The organism is Ruegeria sp. BHSA123 (assembly GCF_059613425.1).
Window position 1 is genome coordinate 104,680 of the sequence record NZ_JBXWSL010000001.1, and the last position, 23,061, is coordinate 127,740.

21 protein-coding genes and 1 tRNA gene are annotated in these 23,061 nt (G+C 56.7%); 11 read left to right on the top strand and 11 right to left on the bottom strand.

What is annotated here, in order from left to right:
- Nucleotides 1-66: 66 nt before the first annotated feature.
- On the bottom strand, nt 67-1,968 hold the full coding sequence (locus tag AC2FNC_RS00545) for a cytochrome c3 family protein (RefSeq protein WP_496714288.1): 1,902 nt from the start codon (nt 1,966-1,968) through the stop codon (nt 67-69).
- A complete protein-coding gene (locus AC2FNC_RS00550) occupies nt 1,965-2,831 on the bottom strand; it encodes a YihY/virulence factor BrkB family protein (protein ID WP_496714290.1) in 867 nt (288 codons plus the stop codon). The genes AC2FNC_RS00545 and AC2FNC_RS00550 overlap by 4 nt, the downstream gene beginning before the upstream one ends.
- 171 nt (nt 2,832-3,002) lie before the next feature.
- On the opposite strand from AC2FNC_RS00550, the gene AC2FNC_RS00555 reads away from it, so the two are divergent.
- Nucleotides 3,003-4,091 (top strand): AI-2E family transporter, encoded by a 1,089-nt coding sequence (locus AC2FNC_RS00555; RefSeq protein WP_496714292.1) that lies wholly within the window; start codon nt 3,003-3,005, stop codon nt 4,089-4,091.
- Nucleotides 4,092-4,190: 99 nt separating this feature from the next.
- On the opposite strand, the gene AC2FNC_RS00560 is transcribed toward AC2FNC_RS00555, so the two are convergent.
- The gene (locus tag AC2FNC_RS00560) at nt 4,191-4,859 is read right to left on the bottom strand and encodes a Crp/Fnr family transcriptional regulator (protein WP_480553569.1); all 669 of its coding nucleotides are present in this window, start codon (nt 4,857-4,859) and stop codon (nt 4,191-4,193) included.
- A 206-nt stretch (nt 4,860-5,065) separates the two neighbouring features.
- Here AC2FNC_RS00560 and AC2FNC_RS00565 point away from each other — a divergent pair, with 206 nt between their 5' ends.
- From AC2FNC_RS00565 to cls, 3 genes are all read left to right on the top strand, one after another.
- Nucleotides 5,066-6,685 carry an arylsulfatase gene (locus AC2FNC_RS00565; RefSeq protein ID WP_480480823.1) on the top strand — a complete coding sequence of 540 codons (1,620 nt, stop codon included), beginning with the start codon at nt 5,066-5,068 and terminating at the stop codon, nt 6,683-6,685.
- 94 nt (nt 6,686-6,779) lie between these two features.
- Nucleotides 6,780-7,751 carry an HAD family hydrolase gene (locus AC2FNC_RS00570; RefSeq protein ID WP_496714295.1) on the top strand — a complete coding sequence of 324 codons (972 nt, stop codon included), beginning with the start codon at nt 6,780-6,782 and terminating at the stop codon, nt 7,749-7,751.
- A 24-nt stretch (nt 7,752-7,775) separates the two neighbouring features.
- Nucleotides 7,776-9,188, top strand: coding sequence for a cardiolipin synthase (cls, locus tag AC2FNC_RS00575; RefSeq protein ID WP_480472905.1), 1,413 nt, complete (start codon nt 7,776-7,778; stop codon nt 9,186-9,188).
- Here the strand turns inward: cls and AC2FNC_RS00580 are convergent.
- Nucleotides 9,185-9,619 (bottom strand): ion channel, encoded by a 435-nt coding sequence (locus tag AC2FNC_RS00580; protein ID WP_480472907.1) that lies wholly within the window; start codon nt 9,617-9,619, stop codon nt 9,185-9,187. The genes cls and AC2FNC_RS00580 overlap by 4 nt on opposite strands.
- Before the next feature lie 171 nt (nt 9,620-9,790).
- Between AC2FNC_RS00580 and AC2FNC_RS00585 the strand changes: the two genes are divergently transcribed.
- Genes AC2FNC_RS00585 through AC2FNC_RS00595 form a run of 3 tightly spaced genes read left to right on the top strand, consistent with a single transcriptional unit; the run spans nt 9,791 to nt 13,879 of the window.
- Nucleotides 9,791-10,438 carry an ABC transporter ATP-binding protein gene (locus tag AC2FNC_RS00585; RefSeq protein WP_480472909.1) on the top strand — a complete coding sequence of 216 codons (648 nt, stop codon included), beginning with the start codon at nt 9,791-9,793 and terminating at the stop codon, nt 10,436-10,438.
- Complete coding sequence (locus AC2FNC_RS00590; protein ID WP_496714297.1) at nt 10,435-12,849, top strand: FtsX-like permease family protein; 2,415 nt, start codon at nt 10,435-10,437, stop codon at nt 12,847-12,849. The genes AC2FNC_RS00585 and AC2FNC_RS00590 overlap by 4 nt, the downstream gene beginning before the upstream one ends.
- Nucleotides 12,839-13,879 (top strand): lipocalin-like domain-containing protein, encoded by a 1,041-nt coding sequence (locus tag AC2FNC_RS00595; RefSeq protein WP_496714299.1) that lies wholly within the window; start codon nt 12,839-12,841, stop codon nt 13,877-13,879. Before AC2FNC_RS00590 ends, AC2FNC_RS00595 begins: the two co-directional genes overlap by 11 nt.
- A 58-nt stretch (nt 13,880-13,937) precedes the next feature.
- On the opposite strand, the gene AC2FNC_RS00600 is transcribed toward AC2FNC_RS00595, so the two are convergent.
- The 4 genes from AC2FNC_RS00600 to AC2FNC_RS00615 all read right to left on the bottom strand — a co-directional run bounded on the left by AC2FNC_RS00600 (nt 13,938) and on the right by AC2FNC_RS00615 (nt 18,603).
- Complete coding sequence (locus tag AC2FNC_RS00600; RefSeq protein ID WP_496714301.1) at nt 13,938-14,369, bottom strand: universal stress protein; 432 nt, start codon at nt 14,367-14,369, stop codon at nt 13,938-13,940.
- Nucleotides 14,366-16,975, bottom strand: a complete 2,610-nt coding sequence (locus AC2FNC_RS00605) for a TRAP transporter permease (protein WP_480553581.1) — start codon at nt 16,973-16,975, stop codon at nt 14,366-14,368. The genes AC2FNC_RS00600 and AC2FNC_RS00605 overlap by 4 nt, the downstream gene beginning before the upstream one ends.
- A gap of 108 nt (nt 16,976-17,083) precedes the next feature.
- Nucleotides 17,084-18,052 (bottom strand): TAXI family TRAP transporter solute-binding subunit, encoded by a 969-nt coding sequence (locus AC2FNC_RS00610; RefSeq protein ID WP_480603544.1) that lies wholly within the window; start codon nt 18,050-18,052, stop codon nt 17,084-17,086.
- A 465-nt stretch (nt 18,053-18,517) separates the two neighbouring features.
- A tRNA-Leu gene (locus tag AC2FNC_RS00615) sits at nt 18,518-18,603 on the bottom strand.
- A 145-nt stretch (nt 18,604-18,748) separates the two neighbouring features.
- Between AC2FNC_RS00615 and AC2FNC_RS00620 the strand changes: the two genes are divergently transcribed.
- Both AC2FNC_RS00620 and AC2FNC_RS00625 read left to right on the top strand, forming a co-directional pair.
- Nucleotides 18,749-19,327, top strand: a complete 579-nt coding sequence (locus tag AC2FNC_RS00620) for a YqaA family protein (RefSeq protein ID WP_480472921.1) — start codon at nt 18,749-18,751, stop codon at nt 19,325-19,327.
- Nucleotides 19,324-19,794, top strand: a complete 471-nt coding sequence (locus AC2FNC_RS00625; RefSeq protein ID WP_480472923.1) for a disulfide bond formation protein B — start codon at nt 19,324-19,326, stop codon at nt 19,792-19,794. The genes AC2FNC_RS00620 and AC2FNC_RS00625 overlap by 4 nt, the downstream gene beginning before the upstream one ends.
- On the opposite strand, the gene AC2FNC_RS00630 is transcribed toward AC2FNC_RS00625, so the two are convergent.
- Entirely contained in the window at nt 19,791-20,378 is a 588-nt protein-coding gene (locus tag AC2FNC_RS00630) for an HNH endonuclease (protein WP_209503840.1), read from the bottom strand. The two genes, AC2FNC_RS00625 and AC2FNC_RS00630, sit on opposite strands and share 4 nt — an antisense overlap.
- A 213-nt stretch (nt 20,379-20,591) precedes the next feature.
- Between AC2FNC_RS00630 and AC2FNC_RS00635 the strand changes: the two genes are divergently transcribed.
- Nucleotides 20,592-21,197 (top strand): rRNA large subunit pseudouridine synthase E, encoded by a 606-nt coding sequence (locus AC2FNC_RS00635; RefSeq protein WP_480476745.1) that lies wholly within the window; start codon nt 20,592-20,594, stop codon nt 21,195-21,197.
- 32 nt (nt 21,198-21,229) lie between these two features.
- Entirely contained in the window at nt 21,230-21,655 is a 426-nt protein-coding gene (locus AC2FNC_RS00640) for a VOC family protein (protein ID WP_480517126.1), read from the top strand.
- Between the two features lie 43 nt (nt 21,656-21,698).
- Here the strand turns inward: AC2FNC_RS00640 and AC2FNC_RS00645 are convergent, their stop codons facing one another.
- Together AC2FNC_RS00645 and AC2FNC_RS00650 are read right to left on the bottom strand one after the other, a co-directional pair.
- Entirely contained in the window at nt 21,699-22,364 is a 666-nt protein-coding gene (locus AC2FNC_RS00645; protein WP_496714305.1) for an alpha/beta hydrolase, read from the bottom strand.
- Nucleotides 22,361-22,993 (bottom strand): DNA-3-methyladenine glycosylase family protein, encoded by a 633-nt coding sequence (locus tag AC2FNC_RS00650; RefSeq protein ID WP_496714374.1) that lies wholly within the window; start codon nt 22,991-22,993, stop codon nt 22,361-22,363. The genes AC2FNC_RS00645 and AC2FNC_RS00650 overlap by 4 nt, the downstream gene beginning before the upstream one ends.
- Nucleotides 22,994-23,061 lie beyond the last annotated feature (68 nt).

A 23,061-nucleotide genomic window follows, 5' to 3' on the forward strand; every position in this document is an offset into this window, starting at 1 on the left:
TCTGAAATGCTGTTAGCGTGAAATTTTGCCGTGAAGTTGGAACAAATCGGGCAAACCTGTGCCGGATCAGGGCCCCAGTTGTTGCAGCAATTGCAGCAAGGCCGGGTCATCGGGCAATCTGCCCAAGGCTTCTCGCAGGGCGATACGTGCGGCTTCCGGGCCGCGATTGATCTGTGCCAGCTGCACCACCATGGGCCACGCTTCGGCGCGCTGAGGATCCAGCGCTACAACCTCGCGAAATGCCCGTTCGGCAGCCGGGGCGTTGCGCAGCGTCAAGGCCATCCCCCCCAGAACCAGATGTGTTTCCGGGGCATCCAGCCTGTTCGAGATCGCCGCCTGCCACTCGGCCATCCCCTCCCCGGCCAGATCCTGTTGCTGAGATGTCAGAGCTTGAAGAGGGATACTCAGAAATTCCTTGGCGGCGGCTATGCGAACGTTGCGAAAAGGATCAGACAAAAGGGGCTCTAACCTTTGCGCACGATCCGTTGGGCTCGCCTGACGCTGCAAGGCTGCTGCATTTGCGCGTATCAGCGGATCGTCTTCCTGCAACAGTGGCGCTGTATACGCGGCAACCTCAAGCGAGCCAAAAGGTTGCAGCAGATACGTTGCTGTTGCCCGCACGATAGCGGGTTGCGAGGGGTCCGTTGCGACAGCAATCAAACCCTCTGGCGTGTTCAAATGGCCATCGGCAGCAGCTTTGAACACCGTGCCATAATGCGGGGCCCGATTGGCTGTGTCAGGAAACCAGCCTTTGATCCGGCTGGCAGCCCAGACCTGATCCTTATTCTGGTGGCAATCAGTGCAGGCATCAGCCCCCAATCCCAAATCCGGTCGCGGCACGCGAAAGCTGTGATCCCGTCGACCGTCCACGCCCATATATGTACGTTCGATCATGTGGCAGCTTTTGCACTGGGCACCCGCGCTATCCGTAACGTGATGATGGTGATTGGGTGTATCGTATACCTGTTTCGCCAGCGTCGGGAAATCAGGGTTTCCGGCCGTGGAATGACATTGGGTACAAATACCGTTGCCTTCGGCCTTCAACTGCGCACTGTGTGGCTCGTGGCAGTTCATGCACCCGACCCCTCGGGCATACATTTTGGATTGCAGGAATGAGCCGTAAACGTAGACCTCATCCAGTATCTGCCCGTCCGGATGATACGAACCGGGCCGCAACACAGCCAGGTTATAGGCATCATGATACGAGGTTCCCGGCAAAGGGTTTCCGTTGCCATGTGCCTCGCGCCGCGAATGACACCCGGCGCATTGCTGGATCTCGGCCTCGGTCTGACCTTTTCCCCAGCTCATCGAAAAGCCTGTATCACTCAGCCCCTCAGTAACGCTCTGCCCTTTGGTCCAATCGATATGAGCTGACCCCGGTCCATGGCAGGCTTCGCAGCCAACACCAATCTCGGCCTGTCGGGAAGAGTATGTTCTGGATTGCGCGTCGTAGTTCTTTTCAAACCCTGTGGCGTGACATTCGGCGCAGCGCGCGTTCCAGTTCTTGTAAGGGCCCGTCCAGTGCAGCCCGTCTTCTGGTGGCAGATCCTGATCGGGGTATAAGTGATACCAGCGCTTCTGCTCGGTATCCCAAACCACATCAAAGCTTTGCAACCGCCCCGGTTCGGTTTCAAACAGATATTGTTGTAGAGGTGCGATTCCAACGACGGAATGCACATCATATGCCGTCGTCGCTCCGTCTTTTTCCGTTACACGAGCTGTGAACCTGTCTGCCTGTTTAGTAAATTCAACCGTCATCCCGTTCTGCACGAACCGGGTTCCATCGAATTCGGCGACCAGATGGCCGTCGCCAACTTCTGTCCAGGCCAAGGCATGATGAGACGAAGCCCATGCCTCGGCCTCGTGCTGATGGCAGTCTGAACACCGATCTGAGCCCACATATTCCAGTGACTGCGCCTGCCCTTCACTTGCGAGGGTCAAACAAGCCGCCAGAATGGCAAATCTCATGCCATATCTCCTGCAGCGGCGTTCCGAAGGTCGATCAATGCGCCGTTGTATTCAGCACCAAGGATCAGCATCGCAGAACACAGATACAGGAAAATCAGCGCAGCCATTGCCCCGGCCAAACCCGCATATGTGGCACTGTAGGTGGCGAACTGACTGATATAGACTGAAAATGCCCATCCGCCAGCTGCCCACAAAACCAATGTCAGTATGACGCCGGGCAGGATCTGGGTCAGGCTGTGCCTGCGGGTTGGCAGAATTAGATGTGCCAGCAGGACAGTGCCTGCCGGAACGGCCACGGTAAACGTCCACCGCAGGCGATCTACGGACAGCCAGTCCGCTACCGGAGCTTCGGTATGCTCTGCCACCAGTTTCGTGTAGACTGGCAAGACCACCTCGACCGTTGCAATAACAAGGATTGCCGAACCGCCAAGGATAACCAGAACCAGACACAAAAGCCGGGTTTTCCAAAAAGGCCAACTGTCCTGATCGTGATAGGCCTGATTCATGGCAGCGCGTACTGCGGCAACCCCATTGGACGCAAAGTAGATTGCAAGCAGACCACCCAGCGTAATCACACCCGACCCCGCCCCGGCCAGAACCGCACGCAGCTCGGCCACGATCGGGTCGGCAACATCCCTGGGCCATGCCCCGAACAGCAGATCAATCAGCTCATCGGTAACATAGTCCTGCGACAATGCCCCTGCCAGCGCCACGGTGAACAACACAAAGGGAAACAGGGCCATCATCAGCGACATGGCGACATGGCTGCTCATGACAGGTCCGTTTTTCCTGACGAACCGGCGAAGTGCCAGCCATAACGCCTGAAGCGGGCGGCCAAATGGGGGAATCGTGGGTTTTGTCATCCTGCAACCCTAACCCGCCGAAATAAAACACAGAACCCGTCATCGGTATCAAAGTGACAAAAGCCGGTCTGCAAACCGCTGACTGCATTGCTAAAACCGGAATGCAGGTGCAGGATTGGGCAAAGCGGGACGATCACTAGCCTGCTTAAGAACAGATAAACAGGATACTGAATGATCCCGGATCAGGAAGATTTCACGGCTCGCCCCAGGCTAAAACTGTCTGTTGTCCGCGACACCTGCATTATCGCGGCGCTGATGGTGCTGGGGCTTTATGCGGGGGCGAACTTCCTGATCCCGCTTGCCATGGCACTGCTGGTCAACGTTCTGATCATTGCGCTGAGCGACCGCGTCGTCGCGCTAACCCACGCTCCAGTCTGGCTGGCAAATATCGCTGGAGTGACCATCGTTCTGGCGGGTTTGTTCATGATCATGTACGTGCTGGGCAGTCAGGCAACGCAGTTTGCACGGTCCGTCAGCACGTACGAAAACCAGTTCGACGGGGCGGTTGAGCGCATAACCGGTCTTGTCGGCAACGACGTCACCACTTTCATCCGCGACAATCTGGTCAGCATCGACATGACCTATGTCGCACGCCTGTTGCTGGGCAGCGCTACGTCCCTACTGAACCAGTTCTTTCTGATCAGCCTCTATGTCGCGTTCCTGATGGCCGAGCGTCTGGCCTTTCGCAAGAAAATTCAACTTGCGGCTGGCGACCCCCAAACCGGCGCTGATTTTGCGACCATGCTTGATGCCATATCGATCAGCCTGCAACGATATGTTGGGGTAAAGACCCTGATCAGCCTGATCACAGCGGGCATCAGTTATTTTGTATTCAGGGCCCTTGGTTTGGAATATGCGGAAACCTGGGCCGTTTTGACCTTTGCTTTGAACTTCATTCCTTCGATCGGGTCGATCATAGCGGTGTTTTTTCCGGCCATGATCGCGCTTGTTCAGTTTGATACGATCGTTCCGTTTCTGATCATCTTGTTTGGGTGCGGCACCCTTCAATTCCTGATCGGTAACTTCCTTGATCCGGCCATGCTGGGCCGCTCGCTGAACATGTCGACATTCCTTGTCATTCTGGCGCTGACATTCTGGACAACTGTCTGGGGCCTGATCGGCGCTTTCCTGAGCGTGCCACTGACGGTCTGTACTCTGATCGTGTTCAGCCACATCCCTGCTTTACGCCCGGTCGCGATCCTGATGTCTCTGGACGGCCAATTGGGCGAGGAGGACGGTCAGGCGCGTGCTAATAACTGAACTGCGGCGTGGCGTAGGCTTAAGTTCGTCGGGTGCCGTACACAGCCGCCAGCCTGTCCGCGTATGTTGGACCGCATACCGGTGTCACGACCCGAAACCTCAGGTCTGACAACTGGCTATCAATGCGCCCCGATCCAGCAGTCGAACCCGGCCATACCCCAGTTCGATTAACCCCAAATCCACAAGCCGGTGAAGGTTCCTGTGCAAAGTCGGTTGCGATACAGCAATCATCGCCGCCAGATCGTCCTGGGAAACATCAATCCATCCATCGGTTTTCGAGGTCCCTTCGTCCAAGTGAAGCAACCTCAAGACCAGCCGCTTTTCCGTTCCCGTCACAGCCAGATTTGCCATGATGCGCAAAGCGGTCCGCATATTCTCATACGTCAACGCATAGAAATCCCGGATGTAGTCAGGATTGTTCTGAATCAACCGCGAGATGCTTAAATTTGGGAAAAACAAGGCTTGAGTGGCTTGCGTCGTGATAACACTGACCAGACGCAGCGCACCTGCAAACAAAGCCAGATCGCCGATCCAGAACCCAGCGCCGTCGCGGTGAAGCACAAACTCCTGACCATCATCCGCTGGGGCCGTTATCTGCACACCACCGCTGAGAATCGCGTAGATACCATTTGCCGGATCACCATAGTGATACAGCGTCTCTCCCGCCTCTACCGATTTCGGTATGCCAAGGGCTGCCAAATCGGCCTGAAACTCTGACGAGCGTTCACTGAACCATCCGGTGTTTCGTAATAGCTTCAGATTATTCATTTTGTCTCACATTTGTACTTTGCGATATAATCATATGATGAGTTTCCGACGCAAGAAGTAACCTATGCTAATGGTGTTCGATTCCTGCTACCAAAGATTTTCAATATGGGAATCAACACTTTGCTGCCGCGTTGTTCATGCATTTGAACGCCGGGTGATTTATTTCCTTTGGGGTCGCCAAGATCCTCTCAGATCAGGAGCAAACCATGTTACCTCCACGTTCGCTATCCGGCACCTGGCGCAGTAACTTGCGCCGACTTGCCGTGGTAACCGCCACGTTGACACTGGCCATACCCGCCTGGGCGCAGAACCAGAAACCGAATATCCTTGTGATCTGGGGCGACGATGTTGGTCAGTCCAACATCTCGGCCTACACGCGGGGGTTGATGGGGTATCAGACACCCAATATCGACCGTATCGCCGAAGAAGGTATGATGTTCACGGATTACTACGGTGAACAGTCGTGCACGGCTGGGCGATCATCTTTCATCATGGGGCAATCCGTTTTCCGCACGGGCCTGTCCAAAGTTGGCCTGCCGGGCGCTGAGGAAGGCATGCAGATCGAAGACCCGACCATTGCGGGCCTTCTGAAAGCGGAAGGCTACGCCACGGGTCAGTTCGGAAAAAACCACCTGGGCGACCGGGATGAACATCTGCCGACAAACCACGGTTTTGACGAATTTTTTGGCAACCTCTACCATCTCAACGCCGAGGAAGAGCCGGAAAACATCGACTATCCCAATGATGCTGTTCTGCCCGATGGCAGAACCTTCCGACAAGCTTTTGGCCCGCGCGGTGTAATCAAGTCGACAGCGGGTGGTGAGATCGAGGATACCGGCCCGCTGACCAAGAAGCGTATGGAAACGGTCGACGATGAAACCGCGGCGGCTGCGATTGAATTCATCCGCAAACAAGAGGAAAGCGGCACGCCGTGGTTCGTCTGGTGGTCAGGCACCCGGATGCATTTCCGCACGCATGTTTCCGAAGAGAAATGGGCAAAGGCCAATGAAATCGTCGGCAAGCAGGTAGATGAGTATACGGCTGGCATGATCGAACATGATATGCATATTGGCGACTTCCTGACTGCGCTGGATGAGCTGGGCATCGCCGACAAGACCATCGTGTTTTACTCGACCGACAATGGTCCGCACATGAATACCTGGCCAGATGCTGCGATGACCCCGTTCTGGGGTGAAAAGAATACCCAATGGGAGGGCGCATGGCGCGTACCTGCCATGGTTCGGTGGCCCGGCAAGATTACCGAAGGTGCTGTGTCGAACGAGATCGTGCATCATATGGATTGGTTACCGACATTCCTGGCTGCAGCTGGCAACGAAACCGTGAAAGAAGATCTTCTGGAAGGTGTCACCGTGGCCGAAGTTGGCGGCGGGCGCGACTATCGCGTGCATCTGGATGGCTACAACATCTTGCCGTTGCTGACCGGCGAAACAGACAAGAGTCCGCGCAGGGAAATCTTCTATTTCACGGACGATGGTGACCTTGCGGCACTGCGCTTCGGTGATTGGAAAATCACCTTCCTGGAACAGAAGGCATGGGCAACTTTGCGCGCCTGGATGGAGCCACTGACCCCTCTGCGCGTGCCATTGATCACCAACCTGCGACGCGACCCGTACGAGCGTGGCTACCGCACATCGAACACCTACTATGACTGGATGCTCGACCGTGCCTACATGCTGGTACCTGCGCAGGCCTATGTCGCGCAGTTCCTTGAAACCTTCAAGGAATACCCACCCCGACAGGAAGCGGCGAGCTTCAGCCTCGACAAGGTGATGGAGAAGTTGACGTCACCTCCGGGCGCACCGTGAACCTGACTGTTTGATCCAAGACACAGCAAAGCCGGAGTCCCGATACCGGGGCCCCGGCCCTTCTCATTAGCGGTTGAAAATTGAGGAATAATCCGTGCGTCTATTTTTGATATTGTGCAGTGTGCTAGGAGCGACGGTCGCCATCGCTGACCCCTTGCCCTCATGGAACAATCTAGAATCCAAAGCGAAAATCGTTTCGTTTGTTGACGATGTAACCGACCCTGCCTCAATGCGTTACGTGACGCCGGATAACCGGATCGCCGTATTCGACAATGACGGAACGCTTTGGGCCGAACAGCCGGTGTATTTCCAGTTCCTTTTCGCCATGGATCGTCTGGCCGATCTGGCCAAGCGGGACCCGTCGATCCTGACAACTCCTGCTCTGGAAGCTGCTGCAAAGGGTGATCTAGCGACCGTTCTTGAAGGCGGGCATGAGGCGCTGATCGAAGTTGTCAACGCATCGCATTCTGGCACCAGCGTCGAAGACTTTCAGGCAGCTGTTGCGCAGTGGCTGGAAACCGAACGCCACCCGGGCACCGGCCTTCGTTATGACCAGATGACCTATCAGCCGATGGTCGAGTTGCTGCGTTATCTACGTGACGAAGGTTTCAAGACCTACATCGTATCCGGCGGCGGCATACATTTCATGCGCGTCTTTGCCGAGGATGCATATGGTATCCCGCCGGAACAGATATTGGGGAGCTATGCAGACAGCACCTATAAGGTGATCGACGGCAACCCGACGATCATCAAGGCACCGGGGCTAGCCTTCATCGACGACAAGGAAGGCAAGCCGATCAATATCGAACGCACGATTGGCAGACGCCCTATTCTGGCCACAGGCAACTCGGACGGAGATTTCGCTATGCTGGATTGGACAACGTCGGGTGATGGTCCGCGTTTGGGAATTCTGATCCACCACACGGACGCCGAACGCGAATGGGCTTATGACCGCGAAAGCCCGATCGGAAAGCTTGCGGGTGGGCTGGATCAGGGTTCTGACAAGGGATGGATCATTGTCGATATGGCGCAAGACTGGTCACGCATCTACACTGGGGCAAACTAAACGGCCCGAAAGACGTAAGACCCCATGTGGACAGCGCTGGTATCTATCTTTGTATTCACGTTGTACGTGGCTGCATTTGTGTTTTCGATCCGAGCGGCACAAACCGCGCGGACACCGCAAGGTGCCGTTGGTTGGGTGGTCTTTTTGGTTTCAGCACCTTTCCTAGCGGTGCCGTTGTATCTTTTTCTGGGACACCATCGCTTTCACGGATATCGCATCGCGCGCCAGAAAAGTGAGCGGGTTGTTGAAGGGATCAAAACCTTTGCCGATTACTCAAGGCCCGATCCCTCCTCAATGTCCATCAATCCGCGCCCGTTCGAGTTTCTGGCGCATCTTCCTGTGTCCAGCGGAAACGGTGCCCGGCTACTGGTTGACGGGCAAGCCACATTCGACGCCATTTTCGACGCCATCGACAAGGCCAAGAACTATATCCTCATTCAGTTCTACATCATCAGAGACGACGCACTGGGCCGCAAACTGCAATCCAAGCTGATCGAGGCGACGAAACGTGGGGTTCACGTCCGTTTCATGACCGATGCAGTCGGCAGTTACGGATTGCCGCGCGCGTATCTGGATACCATGCGTGAAGCCGGAATTGATGTAGCCGACCCGCGTCAGCAACGCGGCCCGAATTTCCGGTTTCAGCTGAATTACCGAAACCATCGTAAAACTGTCATTATCGATGGCGAGACAGGCTTTATCGGTGGTCACAATGTTGGCGAGGAATATCTGGGCAAACATCCGCATTTCGGTCATTGGCGCGACACTCACATAATGATGTCCGGTCATGTCGTCCGGCAATTGCAGCTTATCTTCACTGAAGATTGGCATTGGGCGCATAACGAAGACCTGATTGATGAACTTGACTGGGCGGGCAGTGAATCCGAACAGAACATGAATGCCCTGCTGGTCGCGACCGGACCCGGAGACGAAACCGAAACTGGCGCCATGATGTTTTTTGCAGCAATCGCCGAGGCAAAAGAACGGTTGTGGATTGCGTCGCCTTACTTCGTACCCGACATCGATGTCATGACAGCGCTGCAACATGCCGCGATGCGCGGTGTGGATGTGCGCATCCTTGTTCCTGACATGATCGACCATCGCCTGCCATGGCTGGCCGCGTTTGCCTATTTCGATGAAATCCGCGACTGTGGCGTGCGCGTATTCCGCTATACCGGCGGGTTCATGCATCAAAAGGCGTTCGTTGTCGACGATACGCTGGCCGCTGTTGGAACAACAAACCTCGACAACCGATCCTTCCGCCTCAACTTCGAAGCAATGGCGCTGTTCTTTGATGCCCGGGCTGCACAGGCCGTCGACCAGATGCTACAAGAAGATTTCGAAACCAGTTTCGAATTGACCCGTAGGTTGCGTCAACAACCGGCCCACATCCGCTTTGGTGCGCCGCTGGCACGGTTGTTTGCACCGATCCTTTAGGAAAAGAACTTCTCCTGAAAAACGCGGGTCATCAATGCGACCAGATACGCGGTCGACAATCCAAACGCCAACAGCCCGGTGACCGAAGCAAACGAGCCGAAAATGCGCAGCCCTTCACCCAAAACGATGTCGCCGTATCCGAGCGTCGTAAACGTCACCAATGAGAAATAGATGGCCGAGTTCCAGTCCGGCAGAACATTTAGCAACACCCAGACGATAGCCCAGATCCAGACCTGAATGGTGTGCGTTGCGATAATGAAGCCCAAGGCAACGGCAATCGGCCCCGCGGTTGCCACAAACACCCCGCGTGTGACCCATTTTTTGTCCATCTTGATTATGGACATCGTGCACCAGGTCAGAAAGAGAATCTCGATCAGGATGCAAATACCCAGAAAGGTACTGCCCCAAACGATCTGATGCAGCAACGTCATGTATTTACACCCTGATTTTCGGCCACGAACTGTCAGGGCACAATGACCTTTCAAAACGCAAGGCACAACCCCGCCACCGGATAAGGTAGCCTGCGGCGAAAGGAACCGGTGAAAGGTCTGCACTGGACAGTTGGGAAGTCTGGCGCACATCCTGTGCAAAAAGGGCGCTTCATGCTGTTGATCATCGACCGAGTTCAAAAGACTTATCCCGGCGGGCGGCCCGTTTTGCGCGACGTGTCTCTGACACTGGATCAGGGACAAACGCTTGCTCTGACCGGTGAAAGCGGCAGCGGTAAGAGCACCTTGCTGAATCTGGCCGCCGCCCTGGACAGTTTCGACAGAGGCGAGATTACGCTGGATGGCACGCCCCTGTCCCCTTTGGATGATGCGGGCCGGGCCGGGTTGCGGCGCAGAAAGGTTTCGCTTGTGTTCCAGCAGTTCAACCTGATCCCATCGCTGACCGTGGGGCAAAACCTGTCCTTTCATGCCCGCCTTGCAGGTACCGAAAATGCCCAATGGTCCGGGCAATTGGCAGACCGGCTTGGGCTTTCGGATCTGCTGGACCGCTACCCCGAAAGCTTGTCGGGCGGCCAGCAGCAGCGGGTGGCCATAGGACGGGCCATGGCCGCGCGCCCGAAACTGTTGCTGGCGGACGAGCCGACAGGCAATCTTGACGAAACCGCCAGCGCCAAAGTGCTGGACCTGATGCTGTCACTTGTGGCTGATACTGGTGCAGCTTTGCTGCTGGTGACGCATTCCCCGCAAATCGCGGCCCGTCTGGACACGCACCTACGCCTGAGCGGCGGGCGCATCCAATGACATTGGCCGTCGTCCAGGCCCTGCTGTCCCATTGGCGGGTGCATTGGTTGCAACTGGCAACGCTGCTGATCGGTATCGCCCTGGCAACTGGTTTGTGGTCCGCTGTACAGGCCATCAATGCCGAGGCCCGCGCCAGCTATTCCCGTGCCAACGCCCAACTGGCACTTGGGCAGTTTGACGAATTGCACGATCCAGCCGGTTTCATAGCCATGTCCCGTTATGTCGACCTGCGTCGCGCGGGGTGGCAGGTGGCCGCCGTACTGGAAGGCCCTTATCGGGTCGCCGGACGTACGTTGCGTTTGATGGGCGTGGATATGGTGGCCTATCCCGCCCTGCCCGCAATTACCGAGGCCCAGCAAAGCGGTGCGCCGCCCGAACCGGCGGACATATTGACTGCTCCGGGTCGCCTGCTGGTTTCGACAGAATTGGAGCCCTTGTTGCGCGATCAGGACACTCTGCCCCCGGTTCTCAGTACTTCTGCGCTGCCGCCGGATGTGATCCTGACGGATATCGGCGTTGCCGAACGTCTTCTGAATCAGCCCGGTGCAATCTCGCGGCTCATTATTCTGCCCGATCAGCCGCGCGGGCTTCAGTCCCTAACCACGATCACGCCTGAGCTGGAACGTATCAGCCCTTCACAAAAGATCGACACTGCTCGGCTGACCGACAGTTTTCATTTGAACCTGTCAGCCTTTGGATTGCTGTCCTTTGCGGTCGGCCTTTTTATCGTGAACGGCACGGTCGGGCTGGCCTTTGCACAACGCAGAGGCATCATCCGTTCGCTGCGGGCACTGGGTGTCTCGATGCGATTACTGGTCTGGCTGATCCTTGCTGAACTGACTTTTCTGGCCCTGATCGGTGGGCTCGTCGGGTTGCTTTTGGGCTTCTTTCTGGCCGGAGCACTTCTACCCGATGTCGCGGCCACGTTGCGTGGCCTTTACGACGCACCAGTAACAGGGCAACTGACGCTGCAATTGCAGTGGGTTTTGGCAGGGATCGCCATGGCAGTCTTCGGCACATTGCTGGCCAGCGGCCACGCATTATGGCGCCTGTCGCGCATGCCCCTGCTGGCAAGTCCGGGCGTTCAAGCGTGGCGGGGCGACCCCCGCGCGCGCCATCTTGCAGCGGCATTGGGATTGGTCATGATCCTGGGTGGCGTTTTGGCTTATGTCAGTTTCGGGGGGCTGATCGCCGGGTTTGCCCTGTTGGCTGGCTTGCTGACCGGTGCAGCGCTGCTGCTGCCTGCGCTTTTGTCTGTAATGCTTTCACTCTGCGCCCGCGCGGCGCGGGGCCCTGTTACGCAATGGGTCTGGGCAGATATGCGGGCACAACTGCCCGGGTTGTCACTTGCCCTGATGGCCCTGTTACTGGCTTTGGCAGCGAATGTCGGCGTAGGCACGATGGTGTCCAGCTTCCGGCTGACATTCGTCGGGTGGCTTGACCAGCGCCTGACGTCAGAACTCTACCTGACTGCCAGCGACGACGATCAGGGGCAGGAGATTACCGACTGGCTGCGCCCTCAGGTCGAAGCTATTCTGCCAATCCGAAATGTGGAATTGTCGCACGAGACGGGGCCTTTGTTTCTTTACGGTGTAGTAGATGATCCGGTCTATCGGCAGAACTGGCCAGTGATCACCTCAAGCCCGAATGCATGGGATGACGTCATGGCCGGACGTGCGGTTCTGATCAACGAGCAACTGGCGCGACGTGCCGATCTCTGGCCCGGCGGTGCTTTGGCCTTATCGCCGGACCACATCCTGACCATCGCCGGGGTCTATTCGGATTATGGGAATCCGACCGGGCAAGCCATGGTCTCGATGGACCAACTGAACCGGATCGCTCCGGGTACGGAGGCCCGCCGCTTTGGCATTCGTCTAAACCCCGAAAACGCAACCGAAATGGCGCAAACCTTAAGGGAACGGTTCAACCTTCCACGTCAGGCTGTCGTACAGCAAGCTGCAATGAAGGCGCAGTCGCTGTCGATATTTGAGAAGACTTTTGTCGTGACCTCGGCCTTGAATGTGCTGACCCTCGGCGTGGCGGGATTTGCCATTCTCACCAGTCTGCTGACCCTGTGGACCCAGCGCCTGCCACAGATCGCACCGGTCTGGGCGCTGGGGCTGAACAGGGCGCAACTTGCAGGGCTGGAACTGTTGCGCAGCCTATTGCTGGCGGCATTGACCGCCTGTCTGGCGTTGCCACTTGGGCTTGTTCTGGCATGGGTTCTGCTGACGGTGATCAACGTTCAGGCTTTTGGTTGGCGCCTGCCGATGTTCGTCTTCCCCTGGGATTGGCTGTGGCTGTTTCTACTGACCCTTCTTGCTGCCCTGCTTGCCGCCGCCCTGCCCGCGCTACGGATGCTGCGCCTGCCACCCGCCGATCTGCTGAAAGTGTTCGCCAATGAACGTTAGGACCCTACTAATCCTGCTTATGTGGCTCTACCCGATACCGCTTTGGGCGCAGGGCTATGCAGGTCTAGGCGGAACCGCTGAAGGTTTTGAAGTGCCGGCAGCCGGGTTTGAATTTGATTTCCCAAAGGATCACGGCCCCCACCCGGCCTACCGCATCGAATGGTGGTATCTGACCGCCAATCTCCAAGGGGACGACGGCCTGGACTATGGCATTCAATGGACCCTGTTCCGGTCAGCCCTGAAACCCTATGACAGCGACGGGTGGCAAAGTCCGCAACTTTGGATGGGTCATGCTGCTGTCACGACCCCCAAGGATCATTTTTTTACCGAGCGATTGTCACGCGGGGGGATTGGCCAGGCCGGTGTAACCGCACAACCGTTTGAGGCCTGGATTGATGAATGGCGCATGGCCGGATCGGATTTGGACAGCCTGTCACTGACGGCCAATGGTGATGAATTCGGCTATGATCTTTCACTGACTGCGCAAGGGCCATTGGTATTTCACGGCGACGCGGGCTATTCGGTTAAATCCGCCGATAGACAGGCAAGTTACTATTACTCGCAGCCCTTTTACACAGTCGAAGGCGTGCTGCATTTGCCGGATGGCGAGGTGCAGGTAACCGGTCAGGGGTGGCTGGATCGGGAATGGTCCTCACAACCCTTGGCGGCGGATCAGAGGGGCTGGGATTGGTTCTCGCTCAGTTTTGAGGGAGGCGATAAGCTGATGGCTTTTCGCCTGCGCGGGGATCGAGGCGATTTCACCTCGGCCACCTGGATCAATTCTGACGGCAGTACTGAGGCCATCCCCAACGGTACAATCGGCCTTTTGCCGCTGAGTACCGACGAGGTTGCCGGACGCAATATCCCGACACACTGGCAAGTCGACCTAGCGGATCGGGGCATAGATATTCAGGTCTCAGCCCTGACACCTGATGCGTGGATGGGTACCAGTTTCGAATACTGGGAAGGCCCTGTCACCGTAAACGGCAGCCATAAAGGCGTTGGCTATCTTGAGATGACAGGTTACTGAACCAACCCGACTTTTCTCTACGACCGGCGACGCGATCTTTTGCGCGCTGGAAAATCAGTCAGCGAACCACATAAACTGAGACGTTGGAATGCCGCACCACACGTGCTGCATTCGGACCAAGCAGATAGTCTTTGAAATCCGGCCTATGCGCGCCGATCACAATCAGGTCGGAACCGGCACTTTCGGCGGTTTTCAGGATCTCCTGATAGGCTGTGCCTGTCGCGACTACATGGCGGATGCTTTCATTGCGCTCTGCCCCCAATGCCGAAATGCACAGCGCCGTCAGTTTGGCTCGCGCCTCGGCCAACGCCTTGTCGTGAAAACCTGATTCAAAAAACCCGGACACCCAGCTTTCCCCGAAATCGGGCAGCACAGTCACGACATCCAACTGTGCCCCTTCCAGATCCGCGAAAGCAGCGGCTTTTTGCAGGACCGGAGCATCAATCTCGCCATTGCTGATATCAATGGCACACAGAACAGAACGTGTCATGCGGGCACCCCTTGTCTGGCGGCACGGCCGCGTTGCAGGAACGCGATAAGACCCAAGAGGATCATCGCTGGGATATACACCAGCTGCTTGGGCAGCTGGTCGGACGGCAAGCTGACCGACGTCAGGCGTACGGGTTCATCGCCATAGTAGTCAAAGATGGCCAGATCGTCGGCCACCGGCGCGCCGAACAGCGGCTCGTCAAGCTTGACCAGCCCGTCCTCGGGAAACAGCAGCAGGCCCATCGCCTCGACCCGTGCGGCCCCCCCTTCCTCGTCGCCCACAGTGACAACAACGGTTGTGTCCACCATTTCAAGCGTATCGTAATCGGGGCCTGCGACCACTAGGCGGACATCCGTTCCCGGCGGTGTCTGACCAATGGTCTCTTCAAATGCAGCGGGTTCAACCGATTCGAACGGAGGCGAGATACGATCCATGAAAAAGTCTGGTCGGAACAGGGCAAACGCCACCAGAACCAGGGCAACACTTTCATATATACGGCTGCGGGCCAGGAAATACCCCATCGTGCCCGCCGTGAAGACCAGAATCGCTATGGTCGCGAAAATTGCCACCGTAATTCCTTCGAACCATGTTACGTCAATCAACAGAAGATCGGTGTTGAAGATGAACACAAAAGGCAGTGCCACGGTGCGCAGGCTGTAGAAGAATGCTGTGAAGCCGGTTTTGATTGCATCACCGCCTGATACAGCGGCAGCGGCGAAACTGGCCAGACCCACCGGTGGCGTCACATCCGCCATGATCCCGAAGTAGAAGACGAACAGGTGCACGGCAATCAACGGCACGATAAGTCCGCTCTGCGCCCCCAGTTCAACGACCACTCCGGCCATCAACGAGCTGACAACGATATAATTCGCCGTGGTCGGCAGGCCCATGCCCAGAATCAGGCTCAGCAGGCCAACCATGATCAGCATCAGGATAAGATTGCCGCCCGACAGGAACTCGACCAGATCAGCCATAACCTGACCAACACCCGTCAAGGTCACGGTACCCACGATCACGCCCGCAGTTGCAGTTGCCAGTGCGATACCGATCATGTTCCGCGCGCCGTCAATCAGACCTTGCCACAGGTCAGCGACACCGTCGACGAAGGTACTGATTAAATTGCTCTGCCCCCGGAAAAGCGCCTTGAGCGGTTTCTGCGTCAGCAGGATTACGAACAGCAATGCGGTTGCCCAGAAGGCCGACAGCCCCGGTGATTTTTGTTCGATCATCAGGAAGTAAACCAGAACGACGATCGGCAGCAGGTGGTGCAAACCTGCCTTGTAGATATCTGCGACAACCGGCAGCGTGACTTCCTTTGCATTCGGATCGTCAGGCTCAAGGTCCGGCACTTGTGCCGCCAGAAAAAGCAATCCGACGTAAACCGCGCAGACGATCAGGCTCAGCACAAAGCCCGCCGCGGACGGAATCCAGCTTGTTACAGCATCAACCGGGAATTGCGAGCCATAGCAAAGCCCAGCAAACACCAGGAAGAAGGCCAGCATACCCACAACGGTTCGCGCCAGATGCACGTCTCGGTCACCCAAGGTTGGCATGTTCCGCTTCACCGCTTCCAAATGCACAATATAGACCAGTGCGATGTAAGAAATCGCCGCTGGCAGGAAGGCGTGGGTGATCACCTCGACATATGAGATGCCCACATATTCCACCATCAGGAACGCCGCAGCACCCATTACAGGCGGCATGATCTGACCGTTCACGGAACTTGCAACTTCGACCGACCCCGCCTGTTCGCTGGAAAAGCCAACGCGCTTCATCAACGGAATGGTGAACGTACCGGTGGTAACAACGTTTGCAATCGACGAACCCGAGATCAGGCCAGTTGCCGCAGACCCCACAACGGCCGCCTTGGCAGGGCCGCCCCGCAGGTGACCCAGAGCGCCAAAGGCCATTTTTATGAAGTAGTTCCCTGCCCCAGCCTTATCGAGTAGCGCGCCAAACAGCACGAACAGGAATACGAATTTCGTAGAAACACCCAGCGCGATGCCAAACACGCCTTCGGACGTGATCCACATATGGCTCATGGCCTTTTTCAGGCTCGCACCTTTCCACTGGATCACTTCGGGGACCCAGGAAGACGATCCAAAGAACACATAGGCCAGGAAAACCGTGGCTATGATCGCCATTGCCGGACCAAGTGCGCGGCGCGCGGCCTCAAACAGCAACAGCAGCCCCAACAAAGCCACCCATTTGTCGATGTCATCGGCCAGCAGGCCATTATTGACCAGTTTCTCATAGAAGATGTAGCCGTACAGCGCGATACCCGCGCCCAAAACGCCCATGACCCAGTCCTGAACAGGGACATAATTGCGCGGGCTGGATTTCAGCGCGGGATAGGCCGCAAACGCCAGAAAGATCGCAAAGGCCAGATGGATCTGGCGTGAATTATTCACCACGCTTCCGGGCAGCAGGTAATTCGACAAGGGAGAGGCCAGAACGATCTGATATACCGACCACAAAACGGCAACAATCGCCAGAAACAGCCCCACATTTCCAGCGGGATTTCGCGCCCCTGCATCGGATGAGGCGACAAGGTCCTGAAGCTCTTCTTCCGAGAGTGGGCGATTGCCCTGTGTATCGGAACTCATGTGAAATCTCCCCGTCCTGCGGCCTTGGATTCTTTGGCCCTCTTGTCCCCGGTTTATCCCGGATGTGAACCGGGGCGCCGCAAAAGGACGCCCCGTGTAAAGTCTGGCTTACTGAATCCAGCCTTTTTCTTTGTAGTACTTTTCGGCGCCCGGATGCAGCGGAGCGGACAGGCCGTCCGAAATCATCTCCTCGGGCTTGAGATTTGCAAATGCCGGGTGCAGCTTTTTGAAGTCTTCGAAGTTCTCAAAGACCGAGCTTACAACCGCATAGACAGCATCGTCCGACACATCCGCCGAAGTCACGAAGGTCGCGCCCACGCCAAAGGTGGTGGTGTCATTGTCCGAACCCCGGTACATGCCACCCGGGATAGTCGCAGTGCGGTAGTATGAGTTGTTGTCGATCAGACCCTGAATCGCATCACCGGTGACGTTCACTAGAACAGAATCGCAGGCTGTCGTAGCTTCCTGAATCGAACCCGACGGGTGACCCACGGTGTAAATCATCGCATCCAGTTGGTTGTCACAAAGCGCAGCCGACTGCTCAGCCGCTTTCAGCTCGGACGCCAATTCGAAATCATCGACGGTCCAGCCCAACGCTTCCAGAACCACATCCATGGTGCCACGTTGGCCAGAACCCGGGTTACCGATGTTCACGCGCTTGCCCTTGAGGTCTTCAAAGCTGGAAATACCGGCATCCGCGCGGGCCACAACGGTGAAGGGCTCGGGGTGGACCGAGAACACCGCACGTAGCTTTTCGAAGGGACCTGCCTCTTCAAATTTCGAGGTGCCGTTATACGCGTGATACTGCCAGTCGGACTGGGCAACACCGAATTCCAGCTCGCCTTCGCGAATGGTGTTGATGTTGTAGACCGAGCCACCGGTCGATTCGACCGAGCAGCGCACACCGTGTTCTTTCCGACCCTTGTTCACCAGACGGCAGATCGCGCCACCTGTCGGATAATAAACACCGGTCACGCCGCCGGTACCAATTGTAATGAACTCTTCGGCATAGGCCGCCGGAGCCAACATGGCTGCGGTTACAAACGCGCCGAGGCTCAATTTTCTGCTGTTTTTCATTTCAGAACTCCCACATTTTTTGTCTGGCAGTTGGAATTCAAATCAATCACCCTGCTCATGAATCCGTGCCGATAAAAAAATCGGCCCGCTTCACAGCAGATGCAACCTGTTGAATTTTCCAGTTTCTCCCAACCCCCTTGAGGGTTCATCCAGATACATTCAATGTCAAGGCCAGCGCCAGCCTGACTTGCTCCATTCCGCATATATGAGCGTAAGTTTTGAATTTTCCCCTCTGGCACACAGGAAAACCCGCCCGATCAGTCTTCCGGAACTTTACTGTCCTTTTCTGTTCAGGTCGGTTCGACAGCAGGACGTATACGGTGCCCCTGTATTAGCATGAGACTGATAACAGAGGACTGAAAAGAACGAGACCAGATCGAAAAGTGAGAGTTAAGTGTGCGAGCACGCAATAAGCCCGAAAAGAAAAAACAGGAAGCAGGTTCCCCTAACCCCCTGTTTTTACTTTGGTACCCAAGGCCGGACTCGAACCGGCACGGTATCACTACCGGGGGATTTTGAATCCCCTGCGTCTACCATTCCGCCACTTGGGCCACGGACACTGGATTAGCGCCCATCCGAGGGAAGGTCCAGAGGCAAAAATCATCCAATAATCCATTTGTTTCGACCGCGATGGTTGACGGGCCGTCAGGTGCGTGGTTTGGCTTTCCGGGGCCGAGAACGGGATTTGAGTGCTTAATGTTGCGATCACTTTATGACTGGACAATTCGTCTGGCGGAACACCCTCATGCGCTGTGGGCGCTGGCTGTTGTGGCCTTTGTCGAAAGTTCGTTCTTTCCGATTCCCCCCGACGTTCTGATGATTCCGATGATCCTGGCGCGCCCGTCGCGCGCCTGGCTGATTGCAACTGTTGCTCTGGTGGCTTCGGTTCTGGGCGGGATGCTGGGCTATGCGATTGGTGCGTTTTTCTATGAAAGTCTGGGGCAGCCCATTCTTGAATCCATGGGCAAGGCCCATGCGATGGAAGAATTCAACACACGCTTCAACGATTTCGGGTTCTGGGCGGTCCTGGCCGCCGGAGTGACGCCTTTCCCGTACAAGGTCATCACCATCATGTCCGGCTGGACAGGAATGCCGCTTGGGACATTCATCGCAACGTCGATACTGGCACGTGCGCTCAGATTCTTCCTTGTTGCGGCCCTGCTTTGGGGCTTTGGCGAGCCGATCCGTGAATTTATTGAAAAACGCTTGGGGCTGATGTTCACCTTGTTCATCGTCCTCCTGTTCGGCGGCTTCCTGGTGGTGAAATACCTATGACGAGACGTTCACAACTTATCGCACTGGCAAGTCTTGGGTCCCTGGCCCTTCTGCTGGCAGCTTTTGGCTTTCAATATCTGGGCGGCCTTGCCCCCTGTAAAATGTGTATCTGGCAGCGCTACCCGCATGGGGTCGCAATCGCGATTGGCGTTTTGGCGCTGGCCTTGCCAAGACTGAGCATCCTGCCACTATGTGGCGCGATGGCAGCGGCTGTCACTTCGGGTATTGGGTTTTACCACGCCGGCGTTGAACAAGGATGGTGGGAAGGTCCGACCAGTTGCACATCCGGCAGCATCAGTGGGATGTCGAATGACGACCTGTTCGACCAGATTATGTCAGCGCCTTTGGTTCGCTGCGACGATATCCCGTGGGAAATGTTCAATATCTCGATGGCCGGATGGAATGCCATTGCCTCGGCTGTTCTGGTACTGATCTGGCTCGCGGCGTGGCGCGCAAGCAAGGCCTAGAATTCGTCCAGCTCAGCATCCCAATACAGAAAATCGATCCAGCTTTCGTGTAAGTGATTGGGCGGAAACTTCCGACCAACATTGCGCAGTGCTTCGGCGTCAGGCTGACGGGGCGGCTTTCGCAGGCTCATTCCTGCCTGACGCAGCGATTTCGACCCTTTGCGCAGGTTGCACGGGCTGCACGCCGCCACAACGTTCTGCCAACTGGTCACCCCACCGGCGGCGCGTGGCACCACATGATCAAAGGTCAAATCACCGCGGCTGCCACAGTACTGGCACCGGAACTCGTCCCTCAGAAATAAATTAAAGCGCGTGAAGGCCACGCGCTTTCTGGGTTTTACATAGTCTTTCAGAACAACGACCGAAGGTATTCGGATCTGAGTACTTGGGCTGCGAACCACTTCGTCGTATTCGGCCACGATGTCGACGCGATCCAGCCAGGCGGCCTTGATCGCTTCCTGCCAGGGCCACAGGGACAACGGGTAATAAGACAGGGGGCGATAATCGGCGTTCAAAACCAATGCCGGATGATGCTTCAGCGCACCAGGCTCCCTGACAAATTCGGTCCTGAAGTCTCCGTCCATATCAGAATCGCTCCTCGCTCTGCTCTGCCCGTTTTTGACATCAGAGCGGGGAACACCCGCCCCGGCCTTAGTATAACTATATATCGTGTTAATACTCTGACAAGCCCTGATTTTCCACAATATGTCGCAAACTGGGTAATGCGAATCCGTAACAGGCGCATGACAGTTATCCACAGCTTGCGCGGGACGCACTCTTCGGGGTATGCGCGGGTCATGTCCTGGTTCATTCGCTTCAACAAACCTTATGATGTGCTGCCGCAGTTCACCGACCGCGACAATGGGGATACTCCGCGCAGTACACTGTCCGATTTCATCGATCTGCCCGGGGTTTATCCCGCCGGTCGGTTGGATCGTGACAGCGAAGGTTTGATGCTGCTGACTGACCACGGCAAGTTGCAGGCGCAGATCTCGGACCCCAAGCACAAGATGGCAAAAACCTATTGGGTTCAGGTCGAAGGCATCCCGGACGAAACCGCCCTGAAAGCGCTGCGAAACGGCGTCGAGTTGAAAGACGGCCTGACCCGTCCGGCGAAGGTGCGCCAGATCGACGAGCCAGACGACCTGTGGCCCCGCACCCCACCAATCCGCGAACGCGAGACTGTACCAGACAGTTGGATAGAACTGTCCATACGCGAGGGCAAAAACCGTCAGGTGCGTCGAATGACGGCCGCCGTGGGCCTGCCGACCCTGCGCCTGATCCGTTATCGAATCGGAGACTGGACTCTGGACGATCTGGAACCGGGCCAGTGGGACAGCCTGCCCATGCCATCCCTGAACACCACACCGCAACGAAAACGCGACCGTCGACCGCGCCGGTGACATACCCTGCCCTGATCTGCTAAACTTGAGTCATGAAACTAACTCCCGGAATACCGGCCCCTTCGGCGATTCTGGAAGCGTCGCTTTATGTCGATGATCTGGACGTAGCAGAACAGTTTTACGGCGAAGTACTGGGCCTGGAACGCATTCAGCGTGTCGCCGACCGCCACGTGTTTTACCGAATTGGCGGATCGGTCCTGCTGATCTTTAACCCGGAACAGACGGAACAGCCGCCCCTCAACCCGGACATGCCCGTTCCGCCACATGGCGCCCGTGGTGCAGGGCATGTGTGTCTTGTACTGACCCGTGGTGAAATCGCGGTAATGCGCAAGCACCTTCTGGATTGGAATGTCCCCGTAGACGCAGAATTTGACTGGCCCGGAGGCGCACGATCTTTGTACGTGCGCGACCCGGCCGGAAACTCAGTCGAGTTTGCGGAAGCGCATCTTTGGTCTTAATCCGATGCGAAACGACAGTGTTCTGCTGATTTAATCTTACCGGCTAAAGGCTCAGCTTGTCGCGCATGAAGGCCAGGGCCACACTCAGCCCGTCCGGGGCGATGCCGTGCCCGGTGCCCTTCATGACATGAGCGTAGACCTCTTTGAAACCGGCGGATTGCAGGGCCTCTGCCGCTTCGGGCAAGGATTGCGGCGGGACGACGTCGTCGGCGTCGCCATGCACCAGCAATACCGGCATCCGGCTGACAGTTTCGTCTGCCAGAAGGTCCGCCTCTAGCAAACGGCCTGAGAAAGCGACAATTCCGGCCACGGGGTCTTCGCGGCGGGGCGCGACATACAAGCTCATCATCGTGCCCTGGCTAAAACCAAACAGGACAACCTGTTCTGGCAGAACGTCTTCATCCACCATCAGCGCATCCAGAAAGGCATTAAAGTCCTCGACCGCCATTTCTATGCCCCTGCGCGCTTCTTCCTCAGACGACCCGTCAATCCAGGGAATCGGAAACCACTGAAAGCCATTGGGCATTCCGGGGATCTGCTCGGGCGCGTCCGGGGCCACGAACAATGTGTCGGGCAGATGTTCACCCAGCGGGTCGGCCAAACCCAGCAGATCGGCACCGTTTGCGCCATAGCCATGCACGAACACCACAACCGAGCGCGTGTCGCCCGAAACAGGCTCTTTCCGGAGCGCATTCAAAACCCGTGTCATCTGATCCCTTCTCTTTGCTTTGCAACCCGGTAATAGGCCCACAGCACCCGCGCCGCAACCGAGCGCCAGGGCGACCAGGCCTCGGCCATCTTGCGCAGTTCTTTATCCGTTGGGCGATTGGGCAGGTCATAGAGGATGCGCGCGGCCTCTTGCAGCGCCAGGTCGCCGGGGGCGATCACGTCAGCGCGACCAAGTGAGAACATTGCGTATATTTCCGCAGTCCATACGCCGATGCCTGGCACTTGCGTCAGCGTGGTCACAACCTCCGCATCAGGAACATCACGTAACACTTTGTAATCTATACGCGCTTCTGCCAACGCCTTTGCATATCGGATCTTCTGACGGCTTAGCCCTACGGCCCGCAGATCGTCATCCGTTGCCCACATGATCTTACGCGGACCTGTCAGTTTGGCGTCTTGCAGGCGTTGCCATATTGCATTGGCCGAAGCCACGCTGACCTGTTGGCTGACAATGGCACTCAGCAGCTGCGCGAACCCGTCAGGACGGCGACGTAGCGGCAATGGGCCAATCTGTTCCATTGCATAGGCCATGCGTGGGCAGCTCCGGGCCAGCCATTCAGCCCCTTCCGCCACACAACCCGGCGTTTCGATGATGCGGCCAACGGGCATGTAGTCCCCCTGCTCGGTTGTTACTGGCACGTTAGGCGCAAGTGCCGCAGATGCAACCGGGTTGTGCC